Annotated in this window: 5 protein-coding genes and 3 pseudogenes; 6 read left to right on the top strand and 2 right to left on the bottom strand. The window is 72.2% G+C overall.

Features of this window, described 5'->3' with window-relative positions:
* From CA983_RS39565 to CA983_RS39555, 3 genes and pseudogenes are all read left to right on the top strand, one after another.
* Positions 1-457: pseudogene (locus CA983_RS39565) on the top strand (MBL fold metallo-hydrolase); the annotation flags it as partial.
* Between the two features lie 24 nt (positions 458-481).
* Positions 482-867, top strand: a pseudogene (locus CA983_RS39560) (nuclear transport factor 2 family protein); the annotation flags it as partial.
* A gap of 91 nt (positions 868-958) precedes the next feature.
* Complete coding sequence (locus CA983_RS39555; protein WP_086605533.1) at positions 959-1,864, top strand: helix-turn-helix domain-containing protein; 906 nt, start codon at positions 959-961, stop codon at positions 1,862-1,864.
* Positions 1,865-1,868: 4 nt separating this feature from the next.
* Here CA983_RS39555 and CA983_RS39550 read toward each other — a convergent pair whose 3' ends face one another.
* Both CA983_RS39550 and CA983_RS39545 read right to left on the bottom strand, forming a co-directional pair.
* Positions 1,869-2,684: an SAM-dependent methyltransferase gene (locus CA983_RS39550; protein WP_086605532.1), complete on the bottom strand. Its 816-nt coding sequence runs from the start codon at positions 2,682-2,684 to the stop codon at positions 1,869-1,871.
* Between the two features lie 45 nt (positions 2,685-2,729).
* A complete protein-coding gene (locus CA983_RS39545; protein ID WP_086605531.1) occupies positions 2,730-3,407 on the bottom strand; it encodes a phosphotransferase in 678 nt (225 codons plus the stop codon).
* 290 nt (positions 3,408-3,697) lie between these two features.
* Between CA983_RS39545 and CA983_RS39540 the strand changes: the two genes are divergently transcribed.
* From CA983_RS39540 to CA983_RS39530, 3 genes and pseudogenes are all read left to right on the top strand, one after another.
* Entirely contained in the window at positions 3,698-4,933 is a 1,236-nt protein-coding gene (locus CA983_RS39540) for an SCO2321 family membrane protein (RefSeq protein WP_086605530.1), read from the top strand.
* Entirely contained in the window at positions 4,930-5,556 is a 627-nt protein-coding gene (locus CA983_RS39535) for an SCO2322 family protein (RefSeq protein ID WP_086605529.1), read from the top strand. The genes CA983_RS39540 and CA983_RS39535 overlap by 4 nt, the downstream gene beginning before the upstream one ends.
* Positions 5,549-5,913, top strand: a pseudogene (locus CA983_RS39530) (energy-coupling factor transporter transmembrane protein EcfT); the annotation flags it as partial. The gene CA983_RS39535 and the pseudogene CA983_RS39530, both read left to right, overlap by 8 nt.

Genomic DNA, 5,913 nt, shown 5'->3' with positions numbered 1-5,913 from the left:
CCCCGCCCAACTCCCCGGCCACGGCCGCCTGTTCTCCGGCGACCACCTGCTGCCCGAGATCACCCCGCACATCGGCCTCTACGAGGACCCCGACGACACCACCGTCACCGACCCCCTGGGCGACTACCTCGACTCCCTGGAACGCGTGGRCCGCCTCGCCCCGGCGGAGGTGCTCCCGGCCCACCAGCACCCGTTCCCCGACGCCACCGCCCGCGTACGAGAACTGCTCGCCCACCACGAGACCCGTCTCACGGACCTGCTGACCCTCCTCGCCGAGCCGCTCACCCCCTGGCAGCTCGCCGAACGCATGGAGTGGAACCGCCCCTGGCCCGACATCCCCCACGGCTCCCGCACCATCGCCGTCTCGGAGGCCGAGTCCCATCTGCGCCGCCTGGTCAAGGCGGGCCGGGCGGAGGCGGTGCCGGGGAGCGAGCCGGTGACGTACGTGGCGGTGTGAGTTGGGTCGTGGCTCAGGGACTCCAGGTGCTGCGAAGAACCCCACCGCGACTTCGTCCACCGGCTCAATCCGGGCAAACCCTCCTCCGTGGCCGAGTTGTTCACCGAGGACGGCGTACGGCAGCGGCCGGAGGAAAGGCGGCTGGTCAAGAACCGCGACGCCCTGCGCACGTACTTCGGCTCCCGCCCCGCCGACCGGCCGTCCCGCCGAGTGATGTCCCACATCCTGGTCACAGTGGTGACCGAGGACACGGCCAGGGCGGCGCCATGGTCCCGGCCGGACCGCCGGTCCAGGTAGGGCACTACGAGGACACGTTCCACAGGGCCGACGGCGCCTGGCTGCTCGCCTCCCGGACGCTGCACCTGCCCTTCGGCGGAGCCACCCCGCGGGCGAACTCGCCTCTGCCATAAGCCGGATGGTGTCAGGGCGGGCCCCTAGGATGAATATGCCGCGGCGCTCATAGGCATCGCGGAGTTGCGTTCCCCGCAAGGAGACATGCCCATGGGCACCGAAGAGGCCGCTCGTACGACGCCCGGCAGCGGAGCCCTGGACGGCAGATCGGCCGGGCCCATGGTGCCGCGGCTGGCGCTGGGCGCACGGCTGCGCGGGCTGCGGGAGGAGCGCGGCATCGGCCGGGCGGACGCGGGCCATGTCATCAGGGCCTCCGCGTCCAAGATCAGCCGGATGGAGACCGGCCGGCACGGGTTCAAGCTGCGCGACGTCGCCGATCTGCTCACGCTCTACGGCGTCACGGACGAGGCCGAGCGCGCGACCCTGCTGGCGCTGGCCGAGCAGGCCAACACCCCCGCCTGGTGGCAGTACTACAGCGACGTGGTGCCCACCTGGATGCAGACCTACCTCGGCGCCGAGCAGGCGGCGAGCGTCATCCGCTGCTTCCAGGTCCAGCGCGTCCCCGGGCTGCTCCAGACCGCCGACTACGCACGGGCCTCCATCCGGGTCGCCCACCCGGACGCCGGTGCGCAGGAGGTGGAACGCCGGGTCGCGCTGCGGATGACCCGCCAGCGGATTCTGCACCGGCGGCCGGCGACCCGGTTGTGGGCCGTGATCGACGAGGCGGCGCTGCGTCGCCCGGTGGGCGGCCTCGACGTCCTGCGCGCGCAGCTCAGGCATCTCATCGAGATCTGCGGGCTCCCGCAGGTCACGGTCCAGATCCTGACGTTCCGCAGCGGCGGCCACGCCGCGGAGGGCGGCCCGGTCACGATCCTGCGCCTGCCCGGGGGCGAGTTGCCCGACGTGGTCTACCTCGAACAGCTCACCACCGGGCTCTATCCCGACCGGCCGGCCGAGATCGAGTGCTACTGGGACGCGATGAACCGGCTGGTGGTCGAAGCCGAGTCACCGGACGAGACTCCGACCATCCTCCACCGCATCCTTCAGGAGACCTGAGGAGTCAGCGTTTCCGGGCGACACCGCCGTACTGGTGCACCTCCGCGGGGAGATCCAGGGCCGCGGCGTCGGGGCGCCAGCGCGAGCAGGACGTGACGCCCGGTTCGAGCAGTTCCAGACCGTCGAAGTAGCGGGCGATCTGCTCGGGGCTGCGCAGGATGTAAGGGATCGAACCGCCGTCGTTGTACTGCTCGATGGCCCGGACGTAGTCCTCGCTGGTGTCGGTGCTGTCGTACTGGACGAGGTAGCTGCCGGAGGGCAGGGCGTCCACCAGCTGCCGCACGATCGAGCGTGCCTCGTCGTGGTCCTCGATGTGGCCCAGGATGCCCATCAGCATGAGGGCGACGGGCTGGTCGAAGTCCAGCGTCTTCCCGGCTTCCCGGATGATCGTGCCCGGCTCGCGCAGGTCGGCGTCGACGTAGTTGGTGACGCCTTCCTCGGTGCTGGTGAGCAGCGCGCGGGCGTGGGCCAGCACCAGCGGGTCGTTGTCGACGTAGACGATCCGGCTGTCCGGGGCCACCCGCTGGGCGATCTGGTGGGTGTTGTCCACGTTGGGCAGCCCGGTGCCGATGTCCAGGAACTGGCGGATGCCCTCCTCGGCGGCGAGGTGGCGGACGGCGCGGGCGAGGAAGTAGCGGGCGGCGCGGGCTCCGGTCTCGATACCCGGGAAGATCTCGCGGAACGCGTCACCGGCCACACGGTCGACCTCGTAGTTGTCCTTCCCGCCCAGCCAGTAGTTCCAGATCCGGGCCGAGTGCGGCACGGAGGTGTCGATCTTGGGGAGCGGCTCCTGCCCGGAGTTCCGCACCTGCTCAGTCATGGACGCTCCTGCGTGTGGTCGTGGAGGCCCACGTTAGCTTGATTGTCAGCGTGCTCGCCCCTGAGACAGGATCAACTCCTCGGCCAAGCCCAGCAGTTCCACTTCCTTCCGGCTCATCGTCGGGTTGGCGGACCGGCGGCGCAGGGCCTCCGTCAGGGCGGTCCGGGTGAGGGGGGTCGGGTCGGCGAGGAGGGCGGTCAGCATGGTGCGGGCCGGGGTGGCGAGGTGATCGTCGGCGATGGCGGCCTGGGCGAGGATCACGGCGGACGCCGCCCAGTCCAGGGCCGGGTCGCCCTCCTCCGTGTTCGACCAGTCGATGACGCGAGGGCCGTCGGGCGTGAGGATCACGTTCTCCGGGTGCAGGTCGAGGTGGAGCACCCGGTCCGCCGGGTCGGTGGAGCGCAGGGCGGGGATGGTGTGCAGGTGGCGCAGCAGCCTGGCGAGGATCGAGCCCGCCTCCGTCGCGTCCGGCGTGCCCGCCAGGCAGGCCTGGAGCATGGTCGGGCCGGAGAGCCGTTCCATCACCAGGTCGGTGCGCGAGCCGGACGGGCGGACCCGGGGCACCGGGTAGCCATGGGCGCGCACGTGCTCCATCACCGCGCCCTCCCCCGCCGCGTCTCCCCCGCCGTCCCGCTCGCGCCGCAGCACCCACGCCTCGTCGATCTCGTACACGTCGGCGCGGCGGCCCGAGCCGAGCAGTCTTCCCGGTGGTGTCGTCGGCATGGGCCGAAGCTATCCCGGCCCACCCGGCACCCTCAGCCCGTTGTGGACGTGCGGGTACAGTGGGCAGGTCGTCATCACACCCGTACGGGGGGAAGCCGGTGCAATTCCGGCGCTGACCCGCAACCGTGTACCGCCCGCAGGGCGGTGAGCCGGATCGCCCCGTACGGATCGTGACCGGCTCACGTGCCCGGCAGATCGCCGGTGCACGGCACCGTCGAGGTATACGGAGCCGAGCCGCCGGGGGTGCCCCGTGCTGCCCGGCTCCCCCACAGGGAGAGGCACCCGCCGACATGAACGTCCGCCGCAGCGCCGCGGTCCTGGCCGCCGTCGCCGTGGTCGGCGCCGCCACACCGGCCGCCGCCGACCCGTCCCCTTCTCCGTCCCAGGCGTTCCCCTCCGCCCTGTACGGCGGCAAGGACCCGAAGTTCGACGGCGTCTGGCGTCAGTCGCTCGCCCTGCTCGCGCAGGACACGGTGGGTGTGAAGCCCGCGGCGAAGTCCGTGGAGTGGCTGGTGCGCCAGCAGTGCGCGGACGGCGGCTTCGCCTCCTACCGCGCCGATCCCACCACCGCGTGCGATGCCAGGACCATGCTCGACACCAACGCCACGGCCGCCGCCGTCCAGGCCCTCTCCGCGCTCGGCGGGCACGACGCCGTCACCGGCAAGGCCGTCACCTGGCTGAAGTCCGTCCAGAACAAGGACGGCGGCTGGGGTTACTCGCCCGGCGGCGCCAGCGACACCAACTCGACATCCGTCGTCATCGGCGCGCTGACCACCGCCGGCGAGAAGCCGGAACAGGTCGAGAAGGACGGCAAGTCGCCCTACGACGCGCTGCTGAAGCTGGCCCTCGGCTGTGCCGGAGACGGCGCGGGCGCCTTCGCGTTCCAGCCGGACAAGAAGGGCAAGCCGGCCGCCAACGCGGACGCCACGGCGGCGGGTGTGCTGGGCGCACTGGGCCAGGGCATGGTGGTGAAGCCCGCCGAGAAGGCGGAGGCGACCGAGACGACCGGGGCGACGAGGAGCGAGACCTGCCAGGACAAGAAGACGCCGGAGCAGGCGGCGGCCAACGGAGCGGCCTACCTCACCAAGGCCCTCGCCGAGGACGACCACCTCAGCTCGGCCCTCGCGGGCGCGGATCCCCAGCCCGACTACGGCAACACCGCCGACGCGGTCGTCGCGCTCGCCGCGCGGGGCGACACCGGGCAGGCGCAGAAGTCCCTGAGCTGGCTGGAGAAGAACTCCTCGACCTGGGCCGCCCAGAACGGTCCCGCCGCCTACGCCCAGCTGGTCTTCGCCGCCCACGCGACGGGCACGAACCCGCGCGACTTCGGCGGCGCCGACCTGGTGAAGCAGTTGAACGCGACGGGCCCGGCCCCGCAGACCGCCGGGAAGGCCCGGGCGGCGGAAGAGAAGAGCGACTCGGAGTCGGGCCCGTTCGGCGTCTGGTGGTACGTCGGTGTCTGCCTCGTCGCCGGTGTCGGCATCGGCTTCCTCTTCAGCGGCCGCAGGAACAGGCAGCAGCTGTGATCCGCCGGGCCGTTCTCCTTCTCCTGGCCTCGCTCCTGCTGTGCGCGGGAGCGGGCCAGGCCGAGGCCGCCGGATACCGGTACTGGTCGTTCTGGGACCGCGACGGCGACCACTGGGTCTACGCCACCCAGGGCCCGTCCACGACCCGCCCCTCGGACGGCGACGTCCAGGGCTTCCGCTTCGCGGTGAGCGAGGACTCCGCGGACGCGGCCCGGCCGCGGGGCCGGGCCGACTTCGGGACGATCTGCGCGAAGACGCCCGCGCGGGACGGCAAGAAGCGGGTGGCCCTGCTCCTCGACTTCGGCACGACGACGGACGCGCCCTCCGGCGAAACGCCACCCGCGCCGCGAACGGCCTGCGCACAGGTGTCCCCCGACGCGACGACGGCAGAGGCCCTCGCGACGGTGGCCAAGCCTCTGCGCTACGACACGAACGCCCTGTTGTGCGCGATCGCGGGTTATCCGGAGAAGGGGTGTGGAGAGCCGGTGGCCAAGGAGCAGAAGCCGACCGCACAGAAGGAGAACAAGTCGGACGAGGGCCCGTCTCTCGGCCTGGTGGCAGGCATCGTCGTGGTGGCGGCCTTGGGCGCAGCAGCGATCTGGCATGCACGCCGGCGTGGGTAACCGCACCCAGCCTGCGGGCAGTCGTGCCGCTGGGGCGGCACCCGTCCCGCAGAAAGGCGGCACCGCGCTCCGCCGGGCTGCGGACCCGCCCCGGCCCGGGCAGCGACGCGGAGCACAACTGCACCCAGCAGCCTGGTGGCTCTGGTCCCTTTCCCTCGGCACCGCGGCCACCCGCACCACCAACCCCCTCCTCCTCACCGTCCTCATCACGGTCTCCGCCTACGTCGTGGCCACCCGCCGCCCCGACACCCCCTGGTCCCGCTCCTACGGGGCCTTCGTCAAACTCGCCCTCGCGGTCCTGCTCATCCGCCTCCTCTTCGCCACGGTCCTCGGCTCCCCCATCCCCGGCACGCACAC

The organism is Streptomyces swartbergensis, assembly GCF_002148965.1.
GTDB lineage: Bacteria > Actinomycetota > Actinomycetes > Streptomycetales > Streptomycetaceae > Streptomyces > Streptomyces swartbergensis.
The sequence above is the reverse complement of the archived record's forward strand: the minus strand, read 5'-3'. Positions and strand labels throughout refer to the sequence as shown.